The organism is Rheinheimera sp. UJ63 (assembly GCF_021568285.1).
Lineage (GTDB): Bacteria > Pseudomonadota > Gammaproteobacteria > Enterobacterales > Alteromonadaceae > Alishewanella > Alishewanella maricola.
Genome location: NZ_JAKGTQ010000002.1, coordinates 824,920 through 849,597, shown reverse-complemented (window position 1 = coordinate 849,597; position 24,678 = coordinate 824,920). Strand labels below are relative to the sequence as shown.

Below are 24,678 nucleotides of genomic sequence, written 5' to 3'. Positions count from 1 at the left end.
ATGGATTTTACAGCGATGGTCAGTGCAATGGCACCTGACACCTATAACAAACTAGCTGAGGCGGTGGCCACCGGTCGTTGGGCCGATGGCACGCCGTTAAGCGCAGAGCAAAAAGAGCAAACACTGCAACTGGTATTAGCGTATCAGTCTAAGGTGTTGAAGTCTCAAGATATCTTCACTGTGGGTCCAGACGGACAAATAGTTCATAAATCCAAGGCAGAGTTGAAAAAACAGTTTTCAGATCCTGCCGCTATTGCAAGGTTTTCGCACGATGATCTTTAAACGCTGGTTTAAACCGAAATGGCAGCATCCAGACGCCGCTATTCGTCAGCAAGCACTTGAAACATTACAACCTACCAGCGCTGAGCATAAGCAAGTATTGCACGAGCTCGCTTTTAACGATGCCGCCGAAGCGGTGCGTAAAGCCGCTTTACATCGGTTAGACGATTTTGCGTTATGGTGGCAAGCCAGTAAACACGACACGGCAGAGCGTTTAAAACACTATGCCGAGCAACAAGTTGTTGAGCAACTGTTAGCGAATCGGGTAGCCGCACCGTTAAAACAGAAATTTATTGAGCAGTGTAATCGCAGCAGCATTTTAGAGTCGCTGGCGCTAAAAGATGCCGATATGAATGTGCGCTTTGCCTTAGTACAGCGGTTAGAGCGCCCAGAGTTAATTCAACAAACCTTGTTAGATGCGGCCTTTCCTGTCGCCTTAAAACAGCAATTGTTGGCACAGATCACAGATGAAAAACAATTAGAGAAACTCAGTAAGCAACTTGAACCCTCGCTGGCTGAAACCTTGCAGGCTCGCTTGGCGAAAATGGCGGCGGATAAGCAAAAGCCACCTCGCTTACGCAAAGAGATCACCTTGTTGCTGGCTAAGCTGAATGCGCTGCGCGAGCGTCATACGCTGGCCGAGCTACCGGCGTTACAGCAAGAGTTGCAACAACAATGGCAAGTGTTAGTCGCTGAGTTACCGTTATTACCCGAACAAGAAGCGCAGGGTTTTTCAGAGAAGTTTCAGCAGCTCGACCAACGTTTAACCGAATGGTTAGCGCCAAAATTAGCCCAACTGCAGGCCGAGCAAGCCTTAGTTGAGCGTAAAGCGCGCCAAGTGTTAAAAACCCAGCAGTTACAGCAAGCGGTCAGTGAGCTAGAGCAACAATTGCAGGTGCAGTTACAACAAGTCGCCAGTACTGAGCAAAATGGTTTACTGGATGCCGCCGCCACCGCGTTATGTGAAGAGCTGGATGCTGCCGAGTTAGCCCATGCCGAGCAAAGCGCCTTGCAACAACGTTTAACGGTAGTGCAGCAGCAATTAGCACGTTTACCCGAGTTGAATAAAGCGCTCACGTCGATCCAGCAATTGCTCAATGCGTTTAGTGAACAGCCTTTGCCTAACCGTGCTGAGCAGTTAGCGGCAGCAGAACAACAATGGCAAGATTTTGCTGATGCTTGGCGCAGTGCCAGTAAAGGTTTCAGTGCAAGTTTACCTGCTGAGTTAAACGAACAATTCAAGCAGTTACGTCAGCAGTGGCAACAAGCGCTGAGCCATATTAAACAACAGCAACAAAAAGAGCTGCGCCAGCTTCGTAGCAAGTGTGCCGAATACAAACGCTTACACGCGGCAGGGCGCTATAAAGTGTTGTTTGGTTTGTATAAAGGCATGACGGCCGATGTGGCAAACTTATCTGCAGAAGCCCAGCAGCAATTTGAAAAAGAGTTTGCCGAGATCAGCAGTTTACAAACTGAATTAGAGTCTTTGCAGCAGTATATTGCCACGCCACGTAAAACCGCGTTGTTAAGCGAAATAACTGAGCTGGCAAATAGCCCTTTGCAAGATGCCAAAGCGCGTGCTGAGCAAGTGAAACTGGCCCGCGCAAACTGGAAGTCTTTAGGTAAAGCAGATCCCGCTGCCGAAGAAAGCTTGAATCAGGCTTTTGATGCAGCCTGTGAAGCGGCTTTTGAACCTTGCCGCCAGGTGTTTGCTCAGCAAGATGCTGAACGCGAACTGCATTTACAGCAACGTCAGCAATTATTACAAGAGCTTGGCAATTTAGTCGAAGCAGAATTGCCAGAACGGGATTTAGATGCCGCTTTTCGGCAGTTAAGCCAACGTTGGCGTGAAAGTGGCGCGGTTAATCGGCGTGATTACCAAGCGTTGCAACAACAATTTCAAGAACTGAGCAAACGCTTAAAAGACAAAGTGGCCACGGCGCAGCAGCAACAAGCGGCGGGTAAGGCGGCATTGATTGCGGAAGCGAAATTGGCCATGACCTTAGAAGACGGCGCCAAAACAGCACAGGTGCTGAAAGAATTGCAGCAACGCTGGAAGACCTTTGGTTTTGCCGGTCGTCAGCAAGATCAAGCGTTGTGGTTAGAGTTTCGTGCACTGTGTGATAGCTTTTTTGAAAAACGCAACGAAGAGTACAAACTACAGCAGCAAGCTGAGCAGCAAGTTGCCCAGTTGGTATCAGAGCAATTAGCTACGCTGAGTACGACCTTAGCGCAAGCCACTAGTGCTGGCGCGTTGCAAGCGGTACAAGCACAGTTGCGTCAATTGAGTTTGCCCGACAGCGCTGGGGTGCGACAGCAATATCAAGAGCTCAGTCAGCAATTGCAACAAAGCCAAAAGCAGTTGCAAAAGTCGGCACAACGTCAAGAGTTACAAACCTTATTTGACGTATTAGAGCAGGGCGATATCAAAGCGGAACAATTACCACAGAGCTATCGTGAAGCTTTAAGTTTGCCGCAGCCAAGTTTGACGCGCTCACAACTGACCATCGCGTTAGAGCTGATGTCAGAGCAAAATGTTGAGCAAAGCAGTGCGGCAGAGCGCCAACAAGTGCAACTGGCCTTGTTATCGTTAAAACATAATGCGGGGCAACAATTAACACCAGAGCAGCTGTTACAGCAATGGCTTGCGCATGGTCCGGTTGCCCAACAAGAAAAACCGTTGTTAAAGCGCGTTGCCGCGCTGTTTTAACGGTTAAAGCGTTAATTCGCCACGCAGATCCTGTTGCATCTGCTGGCGAATTTCTTCTGCAGTTAATGGCTTACTCAGCAGGTAGTGTAGCTTAGTTAAGGTCGCTTCCAAGGTCATATCAAAGCCACTGATCACGCCGCTATCCCGCAACGCCTTGCCCGTGGCATAACCATCCATATTCACTTTGCCTTTAAAACATTGCGTGCAATTGACTAAAATTTGCCCTTGTTCACTGGCTTGCTGTAACACCTGCAGTAATTCTGGCCGCTGTGGGGCATTACCCACACCAAAAGATTTAATAATTAAGGCGCGTACCGGTGGTGCCAGCATATTGCGGATCACGTCTGTGGTAATACCTGGATACAGCGTGACGACACTGATCGGTTGGGGGGTGATCTCGGCAACCTCGAGTGGCAGGGCTGTTACAGTATGGGTGATTTTGCCTGCATGCAGGTTAATATGGATCCCGGCTTCAAGTAACGCCGGCATATTGGGTGATGCAAAAGCATTAAAACCATCGGCATCGGCTTTAGTGGCACGATTACCACGAAATAATTGATTATTAAAAAACAATGCCACTTCAGCGATGGGGTAATTTGCCGCTAAATACAGCGCATTAAGTAAATTAACTTGGCCGTCTGAGCGCAGTTGCGCTAACGGGATCTGTGAGCCGGTAATAATCACCGGTTTTGATAAGTTCTCTAACATAAATGATAAAGCGGAAGCGGTATATGCCATGGTGTCAGTACCATGCAGCACCACAAAGCCATCATAGTGTTGATAGTTTTCTTGAATATCTTTGGCAATAGTAAGCCAATGCGCTGGTGTCATATCTGACGAGTCGATAACCGGATGATATTCATGAATATCGAATTCTGGCATTTCTGGCCGATAAAACTCGGGCATGCGTTTTACGGTGTCGGTTAAAAAACCCGGTACTGGCACAAAGCCTTTATCGGATTGTTGCATACCAATGGTACCGCCAGTGTAAGCGACATAAATACGTTTTCTTTGCATAAAACACCTAAAAAAAATGCCCGGATAATACCGGGCATTGTAATCAGAATTACGCTTGCTGTCAGTTTATCTGGCAGCTTAAGCAGTAAGAGTAGATACCGTTTGGATCGTTAAACTGATTCATTAAAACAAAATCTTGTTTAACTTGCTGAGTTAACTGACGAAGCGCACGTTGCTCTGGTTGCATCGTTGCACTAGGTAACCAGCCTTTCGCTTTTGCTGCACCAAATAAATCCGCAATGATTTGCTCAGTGGGGCTAAGTTCTGGTTGCACTACCGTGATGTCGTATTGGCTTAAACCGGCCATTTCTGCAGCACGAGCAATCGCATCATCAAAAGTACCCAGTTTATCGACTAAACCTAACTCAAGTGCTTTAGAACCCGTCCAAACCCGGCCTTGTGCAACTTTATCAACGTCTTCATTGCTCATATTGCGGTTTTTACCCACCATGGTTAAAAACTCGGTGTAACCACGTTCGATCAGCAATTGCATCATGTCTTTCGCTGGCTCAGATAAGCCTTTAAATAAAGGCATACCTGCAGAGAAACCAGCCAGCTCTGTTGTACCGACACCATCAACATTTAAACCAATGGTCGACATCGCATTTTCAAATGTGTGTAATAAACCAAAGATCCCGATTGAACCCGTAATGGTAGTCGGTGAGGCCCAAATTTCGTTGGCAGGTGCTGCAATCCAGTAACCGCCTGACGCTGCAACTGCACCCATTGAGGCGATAACAGGCTTACCTGCTTCACGTAATAGGGTGATTTCTTGGCCAATGACTTCAGAGGCAAACGCGCTGCCGCCGCCACTGTCGATACGCAGCACGACCGCTTTCACTTTATCATCATGGCGCGCACGACGAAGCAGCGCAGCGGTAGAATCACCGCCGATCATGCCAGGTTTAGCTGTGCCATCAATAATGGTACCGCGAGCGACCACCACGGCAATTTTTTCTGTGATCGGGTTATCAAATTGCTTAGCCGGGATCACCATTTTTTTGTATTCAGCAAAGGTGACATGGTTATAGGTGTTTTTGTCATTTTTGCCGACAATGGCGATCATGCTATTACGGAACTGTTCACGGGTTTGCACGGCATCTACCCACTTGCTAGTTAACGCATATTGACCTAAGTCACCTTCAGCGGCTTGCAGTTTGCTGTACATCGCAGCGAAGGTTTCATCGAAGTTATCAATACCGAAGCCACGACGCTCGGCAACGTGTTGCTTGTAATCAGCCCATAATTCATTTAACCAAGCTGAGTTCGCTTCTTTTGCGGCATCTGACATGTCATTGCGGGTAAAAGGCTCCACCGCGGATTTATAAGTACCCACGCGGAAAACATGCGTACTGACTTTCAGTTTTTCTAAGGCATTTTTGTAGTACATAGGGTAGCTACCATAGCCTTCTAATAACACTGCGCCCATCGGCTCTAGTGCGATTTGATCGGCATAGCTGGCTAAGAAGTATTGATTTTGGCCGTAATAAGCACCGTAGGCAAAAATCTTTTTGCCACTGGCTTTAAAGGCTTCTAAAGCTTTACCCACGCTTTTTAATTTATCTAAAGAACCGCCACCTAGCGCCGACAGATCCATCACCATCACTTGAATGCGGTTGTCTTTTGCCGCATGGTTAATCACTTTAACCACATCGGTAACCAGCATTTCTGGCGCTTCTTCTTGACCACCGGCCGCTTCATTAATTGCCGCAGCCATGGGGTCAACATAACGTTTTTGTTCAACAAGATCACCACGAAGGTTCAGATATAATGCGCTGGTATCGGCAATCTGTACTTTATCGCCACCACTAAACAGGGCACTGCCGATGACCAATACCAAGCAAATAAAGATAATGTTCAAAACGGTAGCGCGAAAGCCCCGATAGACTGACCAGATTGCGCCAAATAAGCGCCTAAATAATCCTTTCTTTTTCCCTGACATAATATGTGTCCTGTTAATTCTCATTTAAAATTTATAAGCATCCACGGTTAATGCTAACGAATTTTTCAGCAAAGGCTATGTGGAATTTGTAAGAAAATGTATATCACTTGCGTATCGGCAGCAAAGCAGCTACATTTTAGCGATTAAACAGGTACGACCAGAGAGGGTGATGTGGCATATCAACACTTATTAGCGCCATTAGATTTAGGCTTTACCCAACTTAAAAATCGGGTAATTATGGGTTCAATGCATACCGGCCTAGAAGAAGAAAAAAACGGTTTCGAAAAATTGGCCGCTTTTTATGAAGAACGAGCCAAAGGCGGTGTGGGTTTAATTATTACCGGTGGCATTAGCCCAAATTTTCGCGGCAACTTGGTGCCTTTTGGTAGCCAACTGAGTTTTTGGTGGCAAGTTGCCAAACACAAACCGGTTACTGCGGCGGTGCAAAAGCACGGTGCCAAGATTTGCCTGCAATTATTGCATGCGGGCCGTTATGGTTATCATCCTTTTAATGTCGCGCCAAGTAACATTAAATCGCCTATTACGCCTTTTAAACCTTCTGAGTTATCCGATCGACAGATCCGCGGGACCATTAAAGACTTTGCCCATGCGGCCAGCCTCGCTAAAAAAGCCGGTTATGACGGTGTGGAAATCATGGGCTCTGAAGGCTACTTGATAAACCAATTTATTTGTCAGCGTACCAATCATCGTACTGATGCTTGGGGCGGAAGTTTTGAAAACCGCAGTCGTTTTGCTTTAGAAACCGTGCGAGCGGTGCGCGAGAAGTGTGGTGCTGACTTTATTATTATCTATCGGCTATCTATGCTGGATTTAGTTGAGGATGGTAATACCTTTGATGAGGTTGTTGCACTTGGCCAGGGTGTGGCAGCGGCAGGCGCGACTTTAATTAATACCGGCATCGGCTGGCATGAAGCGCGTATTCCAACCATCACGACTCGGGTGCCCCGAGCGGCTTTTACTTGGATCACAGAGCGGGTTCGGCAACAACTCAATGTGCCGGTTATCGCCACTAACCGCATTAATGATCCTGGCGTAGCAGAAGACATTTTAGTCAAAGGCCAAGCTGATCTGATTTGTATGGCACGCCCCTTTTTAGCCGATGCCGACTTTGTCAATAAAGCGGCTGCCGATCAAGCGGACGAAATTAATACCTGTATTGCCTGTAATCAAGCCTGTTTAGATCACGTATTTCAACAAAAACGTGCCAGTTGTTTGGTTAACCCAAGGGCATGTTATGAAACCGAGTTAAATTTTAATCCCGCCAGTAAACGGAAAAAATTGGCCGTTATTGGTGCCGGTCCGGCCGGGCTTGCCTTTAGTGTTTACGCGGCGCAGCGTGGCCATGAAGTGCATTTGTTTGATAAAGCCGCAGAGATTGGCGGCCAGTTTAATTATGCCAAACAAATTCCTGGTAAAGAGGAGTTTCATGAAACACTGCGTTATTTTGCCAAAATGTTGAAGGTACACGCCGTAACATTACACCTTAATGAGCAACAAACTGCGGCAAGTATTCTGGCTGGGCAATTTGATGAAGTCATTTTAGCTACCGGTATACTGCCGCGTGATATAGGTTTAGCAGGGCAAGATCATCCTAAAGTGCTGAGCTATTTAGATGTATTGCGCGATCACAAAGCCGTTGGCCAAAACGTCGCTATTATTGGGGCGGGCGGTATTGGTTTTGATGTCGCTGAGTTTTTATTAGAAAAACATTCACTGACCTTACAACCTGATGCGTGGTTAGCCGATTGGGGCGTTGATAAAACCTATCAAAGCCGCGGCGCTTTATTAAGTAGCCAGACACCAGCTAAAGCCGAACGTAAAGTCTATTTATTACAGCGCAAAGCCAGTAAGGTAGGCGGTGGTTTAGGTAAAACCTCTGGCTGGGCACATCGCGCTTCTTTGCAGAAAAAAGGCGTAGAGATGATGGCGGGGGTGAACTATCTGCGTGTGGATGACGCTGGCCTTTGGATCAGTTTAAATGACCAAGAGCGCTGTCTAGCAGTGGATAATGTGGTGATTTGTGCCGGACAGGTGCCTCTGCGTGCCTTACAGGCCGAGTTACAGGCGGCCGGCCAACACGTACATTTAATTGGCGGTGCTGATGTTGCTGCTGAACTGGATGCAAAAAGGGCGATCCGCCAAGGTGCGGAACTCGCTGCGGCAATTTAATATTTGCTATTTTTAGCCGCAATTTATTGCGGTACACCAGGGTTAAGCTCTGCTTACGGCCACTTTTCAGGTGGCCGTTTTATTTTCTTCTTTTTTGGTACTACATAAATCTAGTTTTTGATGCTATGTTAAATCAATACCGATTAATGAAGGACTCTACAATCGTAATGAATCAATTTCACCCGCGCGATCAACAACAACTTAACTGAGAAATTGTGGTTATAAAAAAAATGTAAGCGGTTACATACTAATAAAAAATACAGAGGAATATATATGTCTGGAGTGTTAACTATGATATTGGCAGGTGGCGAAGGCACCCGCTTATCACCTTTAACAGCGGTTCGTGCGAAACCGGCTGTTCCTTTTGGTGGCAATTATCGTATTATCGATTTTGTTTTAAATAACTTTGTAAACGCTGATCTACTGCAGATTTTCGTTATTACGCAGTTTAAATCGCATTCATTGATGAAGCATTTAAGCCGCGCATGGCGAGTAGGCGGTGTATCCAATCGATTTATCGATCCCATTCCCGCGCAAATGCAAACAGGTAAGCATTGGTACTTAGGTACGGCAGATGCTATTTATCAGAATTTGCATTTGATTGAAGGTTTAGATCCAGAGCATGTTTGTGTGTTCGGTGGCGATCACATCTATAAAATGGATATTCGCCAGATGTTAGACTTTCATCGTAATAAAAATGCGAAACTAACCGTTGCTGCTATCCCTGTACCGAAAGAACAAGCTCATGAGTTTGGTATTATCGAGGTCGATGCCGACGGTCGGATGATCGGTTTTGAAGAAAAACCCAAAAGTAATCCTAAAACGATCCCAGGCCAACCAGACATGGTGCTGGCCTCGATGGGTAACTATATTTTTGAAGCCAATTGTTTAGTGAATGTGCTAAATGCGGATGCCGCACAGCCCGATTCCAAGCATGACTTTGGCCATAACATTATTCCAGGGCTTTATCCGCAGGGCGAAGTGTATGTTTATGACTTCTCTACCAACCATATTCGCGGCGAATCACAGAGCAGCGCTGGTTACTGGCGTGATGTAGGCACCATCGATTCTTATTACGAAGCGAATATGGATTTAATCTCGATTGATCCCCCGTTCGATGTTTATAACCGTTTTTGGCCGTTACGCAGCTATACGCCGCCAGTACCGCCAGCAAAATTTGTGCACGATCAAGCTAATCGAACCGGCCAAGCGATAAGCTCAATGGTTGCCGCGGGTTCTATTATCAGTGGTGCGATTATTTATCAGTCAATCCTCGGTTATAACGTTAACGTGCATAGCCACAGTTATATCGAAAAGAGTGTGTTAATGGGCAATAACGACATTGGTCGTGGTTGTCGGATCCGTCGCTGTATTATTGATAAAGATGTGCGTATCGCGCCCAACACGGTGATTGGTGAAGATTTAGAAGCCGATCGCAAGCGTTTTCATGTGTCTGCAGGCGGAGTTGTGGTGATCCCTAAAGGCGCCCGGATCGGCTTTGATGATGAGTAAGCTCGGCACAACCGATTAAGGAATTAGCAGTGCAGATTTTGTTGTTATGCAGTGAATACGAAGGCTTAATTAAAACCGGTGGTTTGGCCGATGCCTGTTATGGCTTGGCCATTAACCTCAAAGCCGCAGGCCATGAAGTGACCGTGATGCTCCCGCGCTATGCTCCTTTATACAGCCGTCCGACGGGTGAGTCTGACGCGCTGTTTTTTGAGTTAGGTGGTCAGGAATATGGCTGTGCGGTGCGTCAGTTATTATCCCACGATGTCGATATTCGCGTAGTAGAGCACGATGATTTCTTTCAACGTGAACGCCCCTACGATGACGGTAAACATGGTTATGCTGATAATCCGCTACGCTTTGGCTTTTTTTGCAAAGCGGCGTTGGAGTGGGCCAAACATTATTTACCTGAAGTCGATATCATCCATGGTCATGATTGGCAAACTGGAGTTGCCGCAGCTTATTTAAAACAGCATTACGCCCATGATCCGGTATTAGGGGGAATACCCTTTGTCTATACCATCCATAATGGTGCGTATCAGCTCACAACTGATCATTATTGGTTTGGCCGTTTAGGTTTGCAGGCTAATGATGATCAATTTTTAAATATGCTAGAACAGGGTATTCGTCACGCCACTAAGCTGAATACCGTTAGCGTAGGTTATCGGGATGAATTAATGACCGAGCCTGCGGCTAATGGCTTGTCGGCACTGTATCAACGCCGTGCCGCTGATTTTGTTGGTATCTTAAACGGTTGTGACTATCAACAGTGGGATCCCGCCACGGATGATGCGCTGATCGCGAACTTCAGTATTCATGATTTAAGCGGTAAAGCGCAATGTAAATCCCATTTACGCCAACGCTTTAATTTAGCCGAACTCGATGTGCCATTGTTTGTTGCGGTTAGCCGTATTACTGGGCAAAAAGGCTTTGATTATTTAATCCCTGCCTTACGCCGGTGGTTACCCAACACCACGGCGCAGGTATTTCTTGTGGGCAGTGGTGACGCTGAGTATTGTCGACAGCTTTATCAGTTACAAGATGACTTTAACGCGCAATTTCGTTTCTTCGAAGGTTTTGATGAGCGCTTAGCCCATCAAACGGAAGCGGGCGGTGACTTCTTTTTAATGCCGTCGTTATTTGAACCTTGTGGTTTAAATCAACTTTACAGCTTAAAGTATGGCACCGTGCCTTTAGTGCGGTTAACGGGTGGGTTACGCGATACGGTTCAACCTTGGCCTGGTGCTGCGGCAACTGGCATTGGCTTTACTGAAATCAGTGTTGAAGCCATGCAAACGGCCTTAGAACAAGCAGAAACGCTATATCAACAACCGAAACAGTACCAGCAAGTGCAACAACGCGGCATGCAGCAAAATTTTAGCTGGCCTGCTGCTGTTAACGAATATCAAGCCTTGTATCTGAAGGCAAGAAATGTGCACCTTGCTGAGGATTTATGCAGTTAACGGTTTTATTGAAAAATTGCCGTGAGAAAATCAGCAATATTTGGTAGCCTGCATTAACGCTTTTGAAAAGGTTAAGTTTATGGATGCATTAACGCTACTAACTACCCGATATTCCTCGCCACGGCTGCGCGAACCTGCGCCAGAGGGTGAGGCGCTAAACTTAATTAAGCGTGCCGCTATACAAGTACCGGATCACGGTGCTTTAAGGCCTTGGCGTTTTGTTGTGGCTGAAGGCCGTGACGCGCTAACACGCTTAGGGGATATATTTGCCGAAGCGGCAATTGAGGAAGATCCGTCTATCTCAGTTGACCTGCAGGAGCGTGCTCGACAGTTACCTATGCGAGCACCCATGGTGATTATTTGTATTGCTAAGATCACTGAGCATGCAAAAGTGCCGTCTGCAGAGCAAGTGCAATCGGTTGCTTGCAGTGTCATGGCGATGCAACAAATGGCGTTTGCGCTAGGTTTTGGTGGTATTTGGCGCACGGGTGCATACGCACAATATGATTACGTGAAACAAGCTTTTAAACTAGATGCCGATGATGAAATTGTGGGCTTTTTGTATCTAGGCACCCCCAGTGGTCATGCACCACAAAAGAGTGCTTTAGAGCCAGAGGCGTTTTTTAGCGATTTTTAAGCTTTAAACCTTTTAGTTAAACGTTGCCACTGGCCAAACCCTGAGTGCTAAGTGTGATGCTTTGATAAATAAAACAGCCAGTGGCTTTTGCCATCTGGCTGTTTTTTTTGGTTACGGCCATTAAGCTGGGGCATATCGCTTATCTTGGACGCTATGATGTGTTGGCGCTATCAAGAGCTTTTCACCCCCACGCAGTGACTTAAAACCAGGCGGGTTAAACCCCGTAAGCTATTTCGCTTAAATTTTACCCTGTGACAACTCTGACATCATTACAGCGTTACGTTACAATACGTACTTTAAAGCATTTAACTATAGCCAACCGCAGGACGACTTCATTTGTATAGCGCTGATTTTAACCAAAAACGTAAATTTATTGTCAAATTAGGTAAGATGCTGCACAAGTACGGCACACCTGCATATCGGTTAGAGGCCCATTTAACGGAGTTAACCTCGCATCTGGGTATAAAGGGGTCGTTTATTATCTCGCCAACGTCTATGACTTTTGTGCTTTGGACCGATGGTCATGAGCAAGAGTACACCCATGCCTCTCGTGTAAACCCAGGGGATTTAGATTTGGGCGCTTTATCTCGAACCGATGAACTGGTTGATCAGGTGCTCAGTGGCCAAGTTGGCTTAGTTGAAGCCGATTCGTTGCTCGACATTATTGATGCGCGTCCCAGCTCTTACGGTAAATTGGCTACCGCCATTGCCATGATGGGATCCGGTGGTGCCTTTGCGATGTTGATGGCCACCAGTTGGAATGATGTGCTGTGGTCGTCTTTATTGTCGCTATTGGTTTACTTGTTTATGTTATGGGCGGCGCACTCGCCACGCATTAACAATATGCTGGAGCCTTTGGTTGCTATGGCTGCCGCGATCGGTGCTTGTGCAATTAGCAGCTATATCGATCCGGGTATTAATATTCGTCTTACGGTGCTTTCGGCCATTATTTCTTTTATTCCCGGCTTGGCGCTGACCATAGGTTTTGCCGAATTAGCTGCGCGTCATCTGGTATCGGGTAATGCCCGGATCATGGACGCCTTAATGCTGTTGTTTAAATTATACTTTGGCGCTTTTTTAGGGATGGCCATTGGCTTTAAATTATTTGGTATTGTCGATTTTGTTAAACCTGAACCGATTTCACGGTATTTTGCCTGGTTGGCGGTGGGGATCTTAGTCAGCTCGTTGATTGTACTATTTAAAAGTCGCGGTAAGTATACGCTGTGGTCTTTGGCTGCGGGCTTTATTGCCTATGGGGTCAGTATTACCGGCGCCAGTGCTTTTGATTACACCATGGGGGCTTTTTTAGGCGCTTTCGCTGTCGGTATTTATAGCAACCTGTTTACCCGTTTAGCCAAGGCTCCGGCAGTTATTGTCGCCATGCATGGACTGATTGTGCTAGTACCAGGGAGTAAAACCTATATTGGCTTGAACTCCTTGATTTCTGGGCAAGACTTCGTTGTTTCAGATCGGGTGGGGCAACAAACCTTTCTGATTTTAATGGCGTTGGTCGGTGGGCTTATCTTTGCCAATGTGGCTTTACCGCCGAAGAAAAGTTTGTGATAAAACAGTAAAATTGAAACCTTTTGTAATAACTTAAAAAAAAGGCCAGTCAGTGAAGCTGACTGGCCTTTTTTAAGCAGAACTGAAAGGTATCACTCGTTGCCGCGTTGCGTATTAAACACATTACGGCTCGTTCGTTTTAATTAAAACTCGGCGTTACCTGGCGTGCGCGGGAAGGCAATCACATCACGCACGTTACCGACACCGGTAACATAAGAGACTAAACGTTCAAAACCCAACCCAAAGCCTGAGTGCGGCACGGTGCCATAACGACGTAAATCGCGATACCAGCCATAATCTTCTTTGTTTAAGCCCATTTCAGCTAAGCGTGCATCAAACTGCTCTAAACGCTCTTCACGTTGGCTACCACCGATAATTTCACCAATACCCGGGGCTAATACGTCCATCGCGGCGACGGTTTTACCATCGGCATTTAAACGCATATAGAAGGCTTTAATGTCTTTCGGGTAGTTTTGCATAATGATGGGGGCACCAATATGCTCTTCTGCAAGGTAACGCTCATGCTCTGACTGTAAATCGACACCCCATTCGACAGGGTATTCAAATTTCTTGCCACAGGTTTTTAAGATCTCAATGGCGTCGGTGTAATCCATTCGCACGAAATGAGAGTTAACCACCTGTTCTAAACGCTCAATGGCTTTAGGATCGATACGCTCAGCAAAGAAGGCCATATCATCAGCACGTTCGGTTAATACGGCTTTTAACACGTATTTCAGTAAATCTTCAGCCAGTTGGGCAATGTCTTTTAATTCGGCAAACGCTACTTCGGGTTCAATCATCCAAAACTCAGCCAAATGCCGACTGGTGTTAGAATTTTCAGCGCGGAAGGTTGGGCCAAAGGTGTAGATTTTTGACATAGCACAGGCGTAAGTTTCGCCGTTTAATTGGCCGGATACGGTCAGGTAAGTTTCTTTACCAAAGAAATCTTTACTAAAATCAATAGCGCCTTTGTCATCACGCGGCAAGTTCTGTAAATCTAAGGTGCTGACCCGAAACATTTCGCCGGCGCCTTCGGTGTCAGAGCCGGTGATCAACGGCGTACTGATCCAAAAATAGCCTTGTTCATGGAAAAACCGATGGATAGCTTGTGCTAAACAGTGACGAACGCGAGTTACCGCGCCCATGATATTAGTGCGAGCCCGCAAGTGAGCATGCTCGCGCAGATATTCCATACTGTGGCGTTTGGGGGCCATCGGGTAGGTGTCTGGATTCTCTACCCAGCCGACGACTTCAACGTGATCTGCTTGAATTTCAAACGCTTGGCCTTGACCTTCAGAACGAGCAATAACGCCAGACACAATAACTGAACATGATGTCGTTAAGCGTTTAACTTCCGCTTCATAATTGGTTAATTCTGCGGGCACTACCGCCTGAACGGCATCGAAACAACTGCCATCGTGCACAGCTAAAAAGGAAATGCCAGCTTTCGAATCGCGGCGGGTTCTGATCCAACCTTTTACAGTTACTTTATCGCCAATCGAATAGTGACCGGCCAAAACGTCTTTTATTACGGCATGCGTCATGCAAACAACTCCCGAAGGTGCAATGGGGCGAGGGCTAAGCCTCTAATGATAAAAACAGCAATGATACTTTGCTAGTGGCTGAAAACAAGCAAAAAGTGGCGCTGTAACCAAAAAGTCTTGCGATCAATAAGCACAGCCGTTTTGCGGCCAATCACGGCACAGCGATCGAATGGTTATTGAGTGCTATGTAGCGGTTGCAGAAAAACAGCGCGAAACAGCTTAACCGCCGTGTTTATTGATAAATGCCGGCTAATTGTACTTGCGCTTGTTCCAACGAAGGTAAGGCTAAAAGCTGTTGACCGCTGCTGTCTAAAATCACTGTTTGTCCGACAGCCCAATGACGGCTGTAACGGCGATCTTTATCCACCACGAAAGCTTGCAAGGTATCGGTTAAACGCAAACGTTTCCCGTCGGCCTGCGAGCTGATCAGGGTCAGTTTTGTGCCTTTACGCTCTTGTAATTCGCCGCTTTGATAACGCGCTTGAAAGGTAAAACCGGCAATAAACAGCTCGTTACTGCCTGTTTTTAAATTACGGCCGCTAATCAGTACCGGCGTACCCGCCAAACCAAATTGTGTGGCGGTGACGCGCCAAACTGTGCCATCAGAGAGTGTCAGTTGATTGTTATCATAACTGGCGATCTCAGCGACTAAATAGCTCAGCGGATCGCCGGGTAAGGGGCTTTGCTGCTGTTGTGCTAAAGCGCTACCGGCAGCTAAGCCGATAGCGAATAGAAGCCAAGTCAGCGCTGCGGTTCTCAAGGTTGGGTTGCCTGATACAGCGTTTTAATCCAGCGCGCTTCAGTAATAAAATTCCAATGCCACGCATTAAACTGCTCGCCTAACCCCCGATCGATCATTTGTTGCTCGGTGAGTCCTTCAGCACGCCAAGCCACAACTTGTGCCATGGTTTGCTCCATCATCTTCAGTTCTTTAGCTAAACCGGCTTTGTTAGTTAAATCACCATGACCAGGGATGACTTGGGTGTTGTCATCAATACGTTGTAGCACATAACGGGTGTTTTCAATGTACTGCTGCACATTGCCGCCATTACCAAAATCGATGTACGGGAAACGACCTTGAAACATTAAATCGCCCATATGTACGATGTTAAACTGTGGGAACCAGACCAGGATATCGCCATCAGTGTGACTGGCAGGCATGGGTTCTAGCATCAACTCAATGTGACCATGTTTGATGTTTAACACTTTATCAAAGGTCGTTTTAGGTAAGCCCGCAGGGTTAAAGTTACTGTCATTGCGTAGCCGCGTGAGTACATTCACATGCGCAATAATATCGGCATTAGCGGCTAAGGCTGCATTACCACCGACATGATCGCCGTGCATGTGGGTGTTAATCAGGGTAGTGAGCTCACCTGGGCTGAGGGTTTTTAGCTTGGCACGAATTTTATCTGCCAGCTCAACATACTGACTGTCAATTAACAGCACCGAATCGGCTGTGGTCACTGCCGCCATATTGCCACCGGCTCCGGTTAACATGTAGATATCTTTTGCTAGGGTTGCTGAATTAATTTGAACATCAGCAAAACGATCAGCGAAAGCGAATTGGCTAGTGACTAATAAACTGACCGCGGTGACTAGGGTACGCAACTTCATACAACACTCCTGCTATAGGGAAGACAACTTTATGTTGTGTTTACGCTAGACTAACGCATCTGGTTCGATGTAGCGTATTTATTTTTGTACAGCCGCCTTAAGCGGCTACCGTGAGCATCGCTGCCGTTAGTTTACTCAGTTCATGCGTGGTAATGGTAAAAGGCGGCATCACGTAAATCAAATGGTTAAACGGCCGGATCCAGACGCCTAGCTCGACAAACTGTGCCTGTAACAGCGCAACATCAACCGGCTGATGCATTTCAAATACGCCAATGGCGCCTAACACCCGTACCTCTTTTACTTTAGCAAAGTGTTTAGCTGCTGCAAGCTCTGTGCTTAATTGCTGCGCTATGGCCGCAACTTGCTGCTGCCAGTGGTTTTGCGCAATCAGTTTTAAGCTGGCGAGTGCGACCGCACAGGCCAGCGGATTCGCCATAAAGGTGGGGCCATGCATTAAGCCACCCGCTGCACTTTGGCTAATACCCCGTGCTACTTCATCTGTGCACAGTGTCGCGGCCAAGGTTAAATAACCACCGCTGAGTGCTTTGCCTACACACATAATATCGGGTGCGATGTCCGCATGCTCACAAGCAAATAATTTGCCGGTACGGCCAAAGCCCGTGGCAATCTCATCGGCAATGAATAACACCTTATACTGATTACACAGCGCGCGAGCCCGGCGTAAATACTCCGGATGATAAAAGCGCATACCGCCATAGCCTTGTACAATCGGCTCAAGAATTAATGCGGCAATGTGTTGGTGTTCAGCGGCAAGCAGCGCCTCGAGCGGTGCCATGCACTCTGCAGAAAATGGCTGATCAAACGGGCACGCGGGTGCCGGCAAAAAGAAGTGTTGTGGCAATAGCTCACTGAACATGCTGTGCATGCTATCGGTAGGATCGCATACCGCCATCGCCGCAAACGTATCACCATGATAGCCCTTACGTAAGCTGATTAACTTGGTTTTCTGCGGCGTGTCACTGGCTTGCCAGTATTGCAGGGCCATTTTTATCGCCACTTCAACGGCAATTGAACCACTATCCGCTAAAAATACCTTGCTTAAGGGCGCGGGTACCATGCTGAGCAATTGCTGACACAACTGCACGGCGGGGGCATGCGTAATGCCGCCAAACATCACGTGGGCCATCTTGGCGAGTTGCTCGGTAACGGCGGCATTTAATACGGGATGATTATAACCATGTACTGCCGACCACCAAGACGCAGTGCCATCAATTAAGCGACGGCCATCTTCTAAAATGAGTGTACAGCCCTCAGCCGCTGCAACAGGATAAACAGGCAATGGGTTTAGCATAGACGTATAGGGATGCCAAATATGTTGCCGATCAAAAGCCAAATCAGTGCTCATAAAATAATCATTAGTAAAGTTTTTAGGGTGGTCAGCGTTGACAAGCTGGCCGCTAGCGCTAGACTAGCCGAAAAAAACCGTGATCACAAATCTCGCAGGGACCTATTATGCAGGCGAATACCGCAGCTCCATCACCACAAGATACATCCGCTTTTACCGCTCAAGCCGCTGCGCCGGTGCGGCATAATTGGTCACTGGCCGAGGTCAATGCACTGTATGCATTACCCTTTAATGACTTATTGTTTCAAGCACAAACCGTGCATCGAGCTCATTTTAAACCGAATGAAGTGCAAATCAGCACGCTGTTATCCATTAAAACGGGAGCTTGCGCCGAAGATTGTAAATATTGCCCACAAAGCGGCCATTACAATACCGGTTTAGAGCGCGAGCGCTTAATCGAAGTAGAAAAAGTGTTACAGCAAGCACAAGCGGCTAAGCAAAAAGGCGCTAGCCGTTTTTGCATGGGCGCGGCTTGGAGTAACCCTAAGCAACGCGATATGCCTTACATTATTGAAATGGTGCGTGGCGTTAAAGCCATGGGGCTTGAAACCTGTATGACACTGGGTATGTTAGAAGCCGAGCAAGCTCAAACCTTAGCGTCCGCAGGTTTAGATTACTACAACCATAACCTCGATACCTCGCCAGAATTTTACGGTGAAATTATTACGACCCGCACTTATCAAGACCGGCTGGATACCTTAACGCATGTGCGTGATGCCGGGATGAAAGTGTGTTGTGGCGGCATTGTGGGTATGGGGGAAACCGCCAATGATCGCTCAGCGCTATTAATGCAACTGGCTAACTTACCTGAGCATCCGCAAAGTGTGCCAATTAATATGTTGGTAAAAGTAAAAGGTACACCGCTGGAAAACGTTGATGATTTAGACGCTTTCGATTTTATTCGCACCATTGCAGTGGCACGTATTATGTTACCGCAAAGTCATGTACGTTTATCGGCGGGGCGCTCGCGGATGAATGAGCAGATGCAGGCATTATGTTTCTTTGCAGGTGCCAACTCGATTTTTTATGGCGATAAATTACTGACCACTGAAAACCCAGAAGCGGATGCGGACATGCAGCTATTTGCTAAGTTAGGTATCAACTCAGCGCAGCAGCATGATGTTTCAGATGAAGCGCATGAACTCGCATTAGCGGATGCGATTAAAGAGCAGCAGAACCCACCGTTATATCACGCCGCTGGCTAGGAGTGGCGAATGCACCTGAGTCAGTTAGAGCATGCTTTACATCAACGCCGCAGCGAAGGTTTACTGCGGCAAAGCCAAGTAATAGCCGATTATAAAGGCCGCTATTTAGAAGTCGGTGGCCAATGTTATTTAAACTTTTCTGCCAATGATTATTTAGGCTTAGCGAATTCAAGTAAAGTAAAAGCCAGTTATGCCGCCGGCGCTGAGCGCTATGGTGCCGGCAGTACCGGCTCGCCGTTAGTCACTGGCTATCATCACATTCATCAGCAGCTCTCAGCGCAACTTGCCGCATGGCTCGGTTTTGAGCGTGTGCTGTTATTTAGCTCGGGTTTTGCCGCCAATCAAGCCATGTTACAAAGCTTGGTGGCCAGTAACGATCTCTTGCTGTTAGACAAGCTAAGTCATGCCTCATTAATTGATGCGGCCCTGGCACATAAAGGGCGTTTTCGCCGTTTTGCCCATAATGATTTAAACGCCTTAGCCCGCCTGTTACCAGAAACGCCAGACGCTGAAAATCACAGTCTCGTGGTCACGGAAGGCGTCTTTAGTATGGATGGTGATAGCCCCGATCTTGCGGCGTTATCCGCACTCTGCCAGCAACGGCAAGCGGCTCTGCTGCTAGACGATGCACATGGCTTAGGGGTACTTGGTGAGCAAGGCCGCGGCAGTTGGCAGGCACAGGGTTTAGCTTCGCAACAGCTGTATTGCTACATGGCTAACTTTGGAAAAGCGCTTGGCGTGGGAGGGGCTTTTTTGGCGGGAAGCAAAACGGTTATCGACTACATTGAACAGTTTGCACGACATTATATTTACAGCACGGCCTTGTCACCAGCCTTATGTGCAGCGGTAAGCCAAAGCATTGAGTTGGTACAAACCGAACAATGGCGCCGGGATAAATTACAGGACAATATTCAATTATTCCGCAGCTTAGCAGCAGAGGCCGATTTACCCTGTTTACCCGCAACGGGGGCAATCCAAGCCATTATGCTGGGTAGCAGCGAGCGCGCTGTTTCCCTAAGTCAGCAATTGAAACAATTAGGTATTTGGCTCACGGCCATACGGCAACCGACGGTGCCCGCCGGCAGCGCTCGGTTACGCGTGACGCTTAGCGCGTCACATCAAGCCGAAGATATTCAGTTTTTAATCAAGATGTTAAAGCAGGCGTTAGCATGTTAGCGCAGCCGCTACAGGTGGCCAGTTGTTTTAGTAAAGCCGCTGGTAGTTATGTCGGTGCAGCGCGTTTGCAACGGCAAGTTGCGCAGGCGGCATTGGCGCAATTATTGTCTTTTGGCAAACCGCTGGGGCATTTACTGGATATCGGTTGTGGTCCTGGTTGGTTACACCCAGAGCTATTATCACTGGCTCAAAAAATTACCGCGGTAGATTTAAGTCGCGGTATGTTAGCTCAGGCGCAAGCTCAGCAATTACCGATCCATTATTTGCAAGCCGATGCCGCGGCCTTGCCACTGCCAACGGCCAGTGTTGATCAGGTGTTTTCGAGCCTGATGCTGCAATGGTGCCCCGCGCCGCAACAGGTGTTTGCTGAAATGGCTCGGGTGCTTCGCCCTGGCGGGCAATTTGTGATCACCACCTTAATCGAGGGTACCCTGAATGAAATGGCACAAGCCTTTGCCGCCGTTGACGAGCTGCCGCATATCCATGCTTTTTTAAGCCTAGGTGATTTACAGCACGCCATCTCAAGCGTGGCGTTAGCCTGCTCAATACAAACGACCTGCTATCAGTTGCCTTACGCTGATATTTTTGCGCTGGCCAAAGAGTTAAAAGCCTTGGGGGCGAATCATCTGGCTAATCGAGCACAGCGCGGTTTAACCGGTAAAGGTTATTGGCAGCGGGTCAGTGCCGCTTATCCACAGTCTGCTGTCGGTATCCCCCTAATCGCCAGTTATTATGTGGTGCAAATTAGCGGGACTAAACCGCTTTAAGTGCATTCAACACCGGTTATTTTCGTTTTAGGAACACAGGCTATGCGCGCAAACAGCTTTTTTGTTACAGGCACCGATACCGATGCGGGGAAAACCTTTGTCAGTACGTTATTACTGCAAGGTTTTCAAGCGCTTGGCATAAGTACTGTTGGCGCAAAACCGATAGCGGCTGGCGCAGAAATCAATGAAACCGGGCAACTTGTCAACAGTGACGCGTTACTGTTACAGCAGCATTCTGGTATCGCGTTACCTTATTCGCAGCTTAATCCATTGTGTTTTGCCAAAGCATGCGCACCGCATTTTGCTGCGGCAGAGCTGCAACAACCGCTATCAGAAGCGGTATTAACCGCACAGCGACAACAGCTAGAGCAAAGCGGAGCCGCAATCGTGTTAATCGAAGGCGCGGGTGGCTGGTTATTACCGATCAGTGCTGATCGCTATCTGGCCGATTGGGTGCAAGCAGAAAAACTGCCGGTATTGCTGGTGGTAGGCGTAAAACTGGGCTGTTTAAATCATGCTGTACTGACCGCACGTGAATTAACCCGCAGTGGTTGTCAGGTTTTAGGTTGGGTAGCCAATATACTGCAGCCAGAGATGTTATTTCTTGCACAAAACCTGGCCGATCTTGCGGCACGATTACCTTGGCCGTTACTCGCTACGGTGCCATTTCAGCCCTCATTGAGCGAGCAACAAGCCGTGGCACGCAAGCTAGCGCACGCCACGGCCAAGCAATTGCTGCAAACTTAACTTGCGTGGTTTAATAAGGGCCGACTTAACGTGGCCGCAAACTGTGCCGTTAACTCAGTGTTCTCGGCAATCGCTTGTTTTGTACCCGCCAAAAACCAATAGCCTCCGGCTTGACCTAATTGCACAATCTGATTGTCTGTGATCTTAAGTGCAGTGCCCTCGGGTAAGCCGATGATGGGCACACTGGGGTTTAACTGCATAAATTCAGCGAGGCGCATATCGCGCGTTTCACCATGAAAATCAGCGGGTACCACATCGGTATAATGCGGGTTTAATTGCGCATTTAAAAAATGCAAAGTGGCAAAAGACGGGGGTTCGACAATCGGCATGTCATTAGTGGTGCGGATGGTTTCGCCTGCGATATTGGCGCCAGCACTCCATCCAATATAGGGCACACCTTCGGTTACGCGTTGCCGGATGGCGTTAATAAGATCGTTTTTATACAAGAGGTTAACTAGCTGGAAGGTATTACCACCGCCGATTAAAATGGCTTCGGCATTAAGTACCGCAGCTTTTACATCGGCTTGATGATGGAGCGCATCGACGCGGATATTCAAGCTCGCTAAGGCGGCTTTCACGTTAAGATAATATTGTTCGTGACTGATGGTCACGCCGGCATACGGGATAAACAGTACTGACGACACTTTGCTCAAATGGGTTTTGATCCAGGCTAAGTTTGGTGTCAAATAATCGCTGTTATTGGCACGTGAGCTACTGAGTAATAACAAGTTCATAAGCTAGTCCGAAAGGTCATTTTTGCAAATATTACCTGAAAAAGTGAAATATTTCTGTGACTTTGTTAAACCTTAAATTGATTTTGTGGTCTTTGCCCATATATTACTAGGCAGTGATCATTATGAGGTAAAAAATCATGAAAAGAGTCTTGTTGTTCTTAGCAACAAACTTAGCCGTTATTCTGGTGTTAAGTATTGTGCTCAATGTGGTATTCAGTGCGTTGGGTATTGATCCTAGCAGTATTGGTGGTTTATTGGTGTTTGCAGCCATTTTTGGTTTTGGTGGCTCCTTTATCTCACTATTAATGTCGAAATGGATGGCGAAACGATCTACCGGTGCGGTAGTGATTACGCAACCCCGCAATGCCACTGAACATTGGTTAGTTAACACGGTAGCAAAACAAGCGAAAGCGGCCGGCATTGGTATGCCAGAAGTGGCCATTTATGACTCGCCAGAGATGAATGCCTTTGCTACCGGGGCGAATCGTAATAATGCTTTGGTTGCGGTTTCAACCGGCCTGATGCGCAGTATGAGTGAAGATGAAGTTGAAGCGGTACTGGCACATGAAGTGTCGCATATTGCGAACGGTGACATGGTCACCTTAACCTTGATCCAAGGTGTGGTGAATACCTTTGTTATTTTCTTAGCACGCTTAATTGCTGGGGTGATCCGCAATAACAATCAGCAAATGGGTACCTTTGCTTATTACGGTATCGTGATTGTGTTAGAAATGGTGTTTGGCATCTTGGCTAGCATTATCGTGATGTGGTTCTCGCGTCAACGCGAATACCGCGCGGATGCCGGAGCGGCTCGGATCTCGGGTCCGAACAAAATGATTAAAGCGCTGCAGCGTTTACAGAATAATCATGAAAGTCAGCTTGAGGGCAGTTTAATGGCCTTTGGGATCTCAGGTAAAAAAGCAAAATCAGAATTGTTTTTAAGCCATCCGCCTTTAGAGAAACGGATTGCGGCGCTGCGTAACAGCCGCGAATTTTAAGCTTAACAAGCCCTACGATTGTAGGGCTTTTTTTTTCTGTTTAGCTTGTTATGCTAAAGACTATTTTATTGCTAAGGAGCTGTTATGTTTGCTGCACCGATGATCCCTGCCTTTAATCCACCACGGCGTATTTTAATGGGCCCAGGCCCTTCCGATGTGCTTCCTCAGGTGTTAGCCGCTCAGGCCAAACCAATTATTGGCCATTTAGATCCGTTGTTTGTCAACATGATGGATGAGTTAAAACAGTTATTGCAATATGCGTTTCAAACCCGCAATGAGATGACGCTGGCCATTTCAGCTCCGGGTTCAGCCGGTATGGAAGCCTGCTTTGTTAATTTGGTGGAAGCAGGTGACAAGGTTATCGTTTGTCGCAATGGTGTCTTTGGTGAGCGGATGCGCCAAAATGTTGAGCGTTGTGGCGGTATTGCGGTCACGGTTGATTTTAAATGGGGCGAGCCGGTGCAACCGGCTGCGGTGGAAGCGCTGCTAAAAGATCATCCGGATGCGCGCTTTTTAGCTTTCGTGCATGCTGAAACCTCTACCGGGGCGCTAAGTGATGCCAAAACACTGTGTGCTTTGGCCAAGCAATACGGTTGTTTAACCATCGTTGATGCGGTGACATCCTTAGGCGGCGTTGAATTACGGGTCGATGAGTGGGGCATTGATGCCATTTATTCGGGTAGTCAAAAATGCTTATCTTGTGTGCCAGGACTCTCACCTATCTCATTTTCAGCGGCGGCAGTAGCAAAAATTAAAGCAAGGACAACACCAGTACAAAGCTGGTTTTTAGATCAAAGCTTAGTGATGGCTTATTGGAGTGGCGGCGCTAAACGCGCTTACCATCATACGGCTCCGGTGAATGCGTTGTATGCCTTACATGAATCACTGCGCCTGTTAGCGGCAGAAGGTCTAGAAAATGCTTGGGCACGCCATCAGGCCATGCATCAAGAACTACGGGCGGGTTTAGAGCAGTTAGGTATCGCATTTGTGGTAGACGAACCGTATCGGTTGCCGCAACTGAATGCCATTTATATTCCGCAAGGTATCGATGATGCGAAGGTCCGCGCCACGCTATTAAACGAATTTAACTTAGAAATAGGGGCCGGTCTTGGCGAATTAGCGGGTAAAGCCTGGCGTATTGGTTTAATGGGGTTTGGGGCGCGTCGAGAAAATATCGCATTGTGCTTACATGCCTTACGGCAGTTATTACATTAAAA

Annotated in this window: 20 protein-coding genes; 13 read left to right on the top strand and 7 right to left on the bottom strand. The window is 47.4% G+C overall.

Going from position 1 to position 24,678, the window contains the following annotated elements; all coding sequences use genetic code 11:
- A complete protein-coding gene (locus L1N97_RS09885; RefSeq protein WP_229585601.1) occupies nt 1–282 on the top strand; it encodes a YeaC family protein in 282 nt (93 codons plus the stop codon).
- Complete coding sequence (locus tag L1N97_RS09880; RefSeq protein ID WP_236129671.1) at nt 272–2,989, top strand: DUF349 domain-containing protein; 2,718 nt, start codon at nt 272–274, stop codon at nt 2,987–2,989. Before L1N97_RS09885 ends, L1N97_RS09880 begins: the two co-directional genes overlap by 11 nt.
- 3 nt (nt 2,990–2,992) lie before the next feature.
- Here L1N97_RS09880 and ansA read toward each other — a convergent pair whose 3' ends face one another.
- Nucleotides 2,993–4,006: an asparaginase gene (gene ansA / locus L1N97_RS09875; RefSeq protein ID WP_229585603.1), complete on the bottom strand. Its 1,014-nt coding sequence runs from the start codon at nt 4,004–4,006 to the stop codon at nt 2,993–2,995.
- A gap of 61 nt (nt 4,007–4,067) precedes the next feature.
- Complete coding sequence (sppA, locus tag L1N97_RS09870; protein ID WP_236129670.1) at nt 4,068–5,948, bottom strand: signal peptide peptidase SppA; 1,881 nt, start codon at nt 5,946–5,948, stop codon at nt 4,068–4,070.
- Between the two features lie 171 nt (nt 5,949–6,119).
- Between sppA and L1N97_RS09865 the strand changes: the two genes are divergently transcribed.
- The 5 genes from L1N97_RS09865 to L1N97_RS09845 all read left to right on the top strand — a co-directional run bounded on the left by L1N97_RS09865 (nt 6,120) and on the right by L1N97_RS09845 (nt 13,310).
- Nucleotides 6,120–8,138, top strand: coding sequence for an NADPH-dependent 2,4-dienoyl-CoA reductase (locus L1N97_RS09865; RefSeq protein WP_236129669.1), 2,019 nt, complete (start codon nt 6,120–6,122; stop codon nt 8,136–8,138).
- 273 nt (nt 8,139–8,411) lie between these two features.
- Nucleotides 8,412–9,650: a glucose-1-phosphate adenylyltransferase gene (glgC, locus tag L1N97_RS09860; RefSeq protein WP_226751637.1), complete on the top strand. Its 1,239-nt coding sequence runs from the start codon at nt 8,412–8,414 to the stop codon at nt 9,648–9,650.
- 29 nt (nt 9,651–9,679) lie between these two features.
- The gene (locus L1N97_RS09855) at nt 9,680–11,110 is read left to right on the top strand and encodes a glycogen synthase (protein WP_236129668.1); all 1,431 of its coding nucleotides are present in this window, start codon (nt 9,680–9,682) and stop codon (nt 11,108–11,110) included.
- 79 nt (nt 11,111–11,189) lie between these two features.
- A complete protein-coding gene (locus L1N97_RS09850; RefSeq protein WP_229585607.1) occupies nt 11,190–11,747 on the top strand; it encodes an NAD(P)H nitroreductase in 558 nt (185 codons plus the stop codon).
- 336 nt (nt 11,748–12,083) lie between these two features.
- Nucleotides 12,084–13,310 (top strand): threonine/serine ThrE exporter family protein, encoded by a 1,227-nt coding sequence (locus L1N97_RS09845; protein WP_229585608.1) that lies wholly within the window; start codon nt 12,084–12,086, stop codon nt 13,308–13,310.
- Between the two features lie 143 nt (nt 13,311–13,453).
- Here L1N97_RS09845 and asnS read toward each other — a convergent pair whose 3' ends face one another.
- From asnS to bioA, 4 genes are all read right to left on the bottom strand, one after another.
- Nucleotides 13,454–14,854: an asparagine--tRNA ligase gene (gene asnS, locus L1N97_RS09840; protein WP_229585609.1), complete on the bottom strand. Its 1,401-nt coding sequence runs from the start codon at nt 14,852–14,854 to the stop codon at nt 13,454–13,456.
- A gap of 232 nt (nt 14,855–15,086) precedes the next feature.
- The gene (locus L1N97_RS09835) at nt 15,087–15,614 is read right to left on the bottom strand and encodes a hypothetical protein (protein ID WP_236129667.1); all 528 of its coding nucleotides are present in this window, start codon (nt 15,612–15,614) and stop codon (nt 15,087–15,089) included.
- The gene (locus L1N97_RS09830) at nt 15,611–16,468 is read right to left on the bottom strand and encodes an MBL fold metallo-hydrolase (RefSeq protein ID WP_236129666.1); all 858 of its coding nucleotides are present in this window, start codon (nt 16,466–16,468) and stop codon (nt 15,611–15,613) included. Before L1N97_RS09830 ends, L1N97_RS09835 begins: the two co-directional genes overlap by 4 nt.
- Nucleotides 16,469–16,565: 97 nt before the next feature.
- On the bottom strand, nt 16,566–17,834 hold the full coding sequence (bioA, locus tag L1N97_RS09825) for an adenosylmethionine--8-amino-7-oxononanoate transaminase (RefSeq protein ID WP_236129665.1): 1,269 nt from the start codon (nt 17,832–17,834) through the stop codon (nt 16,566–16,568).
- A gap of 107 nt (nt 17,835–17,941) precedes the next feature.
- On the opposite strand from bioA, the gene bioB reads away from it, so the two are divergent.
- The 4 genes from bioB to bioD are packed head-to-tail and all read left to right on the top strand — an operon-like array spanning nt 17,942 to nt 21,729.
- The gene (gene bioB / locus L1N97_RS09820) at nt 17,942–19,039 is read left to right on the top strand and encodes a biotin synthase BioB (RefSeq protein WP_236129664.1); all 1,098 of its coding nucleotides are present in this window, start codon (nt 17,942–17,944) and stop codon (nt 19,037–19,039) included.
- Between the two features lie 9 nt (nt 19,040–19,048).
- Nucleotides 19,049–20,215 carry an aminotransferase class I/II-fold pyridoxal phosphate-dependent enzyme gene (locus L1N97_RS09815; RefSeq protein ID WP_236129663.1) on the top strand — a complete coding sequence of 389 codons (1,167 nt, stop codon included), beginning with the start codon at nt 19,049–19,051 and terminating at the stop codon, nt 20,213–20,215.
- On the top strand, nt 20,209–20,982 hold the full coding sequence (locus L1N97_RS09810) for a methyltransferase domain-containing protein (RefSeq protein WP_236129662.1): 774 nt from the start codon (nt 20,209–20,211) through the stop codon (nt 20,980–20,982). Before L1N97_RS09815 ends, L1N97_RS09810 begins: the two co-directional genes overlap by 7 nt.
- A gap of 42 nt (nt 20,983–21,024) precedes the next feature.
- Complete coding sequence (bioD, locus tag L1N97_RS09805; protein ID WP_236129661.1) at nt 21,025–21,729, top strand: dethiobiotin synthase; 705 nt, start codon at nt 21,025–21,027, stop codon at nt 21,727–21,729.
- Here the strand turns inward: bioD and pepE are convergent.
- Nucleotides 21,726–22,463: a dipeptidase PepE gene (gene pepE / locus L1N97_RS09800; RefSeq protein WP_236129660.1), complete on the bottom strand. Its 738-nt coding sequence runs from the start codon at nt 22,461–22,463 to the stop codon at nt 21,726–21,728. The genes bioD and pepE overlap by 4 nt on opposite strands.
- 137 nt (nt 22,464–22,600) lie before the next feature.
- Between pepE and htpX the strand changes: the two genes are divergently transcribed.
- Both htpX and L1N97_RS09790 read left to right on the top strand, forming a co-directional pair.
- Nucleotides 22,601–23,461 (top strand): protease HtpX, encoded by an 861-nt coding sequence (gene htpX / locus L1N97_RS09795; RefSeq protein WP_226751624.1) that lies wholly within the window; start codon nt 22,601–22,603, stop codon nt 23,459–23,461.
- A gap of 135 nt (nt 23,462–23,596) precedes the next feature.
- Entirely contained in the window at nt 23,597–24,676 is a 1,080-nt protein-coding gene (locus L1N97_RS09790) for a pyridoxal-phosphate-dependent aminotransferase family protein (protein ID WP_236129718.1), read from the top strand.
- The last annotated feature ends 2 nt before the right edge of the window (nt 24,677–24,678 follow it).